The 1,348-nt window shown below is 77.2% G+C and carries 1 protein-coding gene and 1 pseudogene; both read left to right on the top strand.

Features of this window, described 5'->3' with window-relative positions:
• On the top strand, positions 1-371 hold a 371-nt coding region (locus B7767_RS27635; RefSeq protein WP_256923590.1), incomplete at its 5' end, for an FtsX-like permease family protein.
• A 1-nt stretch (position 372) separates the two neighbouring features.
• Positions 373-1,348, top strand: a pseudogene (locus B7767_RS27630) (ABC transporter permease); the annotation flags it as partial.

Genomic DNA, 1,348 nt, shown 5'->3' with positions numbered 1-1,348 from the left:
CGGTCGGGTTCGCGGTGAGCGCGGAGGGGTCGCTGCGGGAACGGTCCGCCGAGTTCGCGGTGCTGCGCGCGCTCGGCGCCTCCCGGCGGCGGCTGGCCCGGGTGGTGCTCGTCGAACAGGGGGTGCTGGTCGGTCTGGCGCTGGCGGTGGGCGTCCTGCTCGGCGCGGTGCTGGCCCGTGCGGTGATCCCCCTGATCATGCTGACCACGGAGGCCACCCGCCCGGTCCCCGGAGTCCTGGTGGAACTGCCCCCCGCCCGGGTGGCCGCCCTCCTGGCCGCCGTGGCCGCGGCCCCCCTGCTGATCACGACCGTACTGGCCCTGCGCAGGGCGGACCCGGTGACGTCACTGCGGGAACGGGGAGGCGAGTGACGTGAGCGAGCGGGCTCCGGGAGGGGTGCGGGTGGCCGTGCCCTGGGTGCGTACCCGGTTGCGGTCGGCGCCCGGTGCGGCCGCGGCGCTCGCGGTGCTGGTCGCGGTGACCGCGTTCCTGGCCGCCGCGCTGCCGCTCGCGGTCGACCGGTACGGCGACGCGGGGCTGCGCCGGTCGGTGGAGGTGGCCGGGCCCGACCGCACCACCGTCCAGCTGTACGCCTCCCAGTCCGACGACGTCGTCTCCCTCGACGCGTGGGAGGCGCAGCTGCGCGAGGACGCCGTGCGCGGCCCCTACGCCAAGCTCTTCGCGCTGCCCGGCCGTTCCCTCCCGCTCGACCCCGACCAGTCGTCCTACGGTGTGCGCACCACCCGGTGGCTGGCGGCCCCGGACCCGTACCTGTCCCGGCCGGACGGGCTCGCCCCGCAGTTCCACCTCGTCACCCCGAGCGGGCTCGCCGGCCACTCCCGGCTGCGGGAGGGCCGGCTGCCGAAGGCCCCGGACGGCGTCACCGCGTCGACGACGGCGGTCGAGGCCGCCGTCACCGCCGAGACGGCCCGGAAACTGAACATCGAGGTGGGCTCGGTCGTCCACGTGCCCGGTGTGGAGCGCGCCCCGCTCGCGGTGCGGGTCACCGGCGTCGTCGAACCGCGCGCGCCGCGTCAGGCGTACTGGTCGGCCACCCCCGTGCTGCGCGGCCCGAGCCTGATGACCGTCCCCGGCGATCCGTCGCGCCGCGTGTTCTGGGTCGGCGCGCTGCTGCTGCCCCCGGACGCGGCCCCGGCGCTGCTGGGCACGGGCGGGCTCCCGGAGCGGTACTGGATGCTGGCTCCCGAGGTGTCCGCCCTGCACGGCTACGACCTGCCGCGGCTGACGTCGGCCGTCGCCTCCCTGGAGGCGGGCCCGCTGCTCCAGCGGGCCCGTGCGGCCGCCGCACCGACCGTGGAATCGGAGACCTCGCTCGACGAGGTGCTCG

Origin of the sequence: Streptomyces sp. 13-12-16 (assembly GCF_002114215.1) — a bacterium.
Classification (GTDB): Bacteria; Actinomycetota; Actinomycetes; order Streptomycetales; family Streptomycetaceae; genus Streptomyces.
This window is presented reverse-complemented; position numbering and strand designations above follow the sequence as displayed.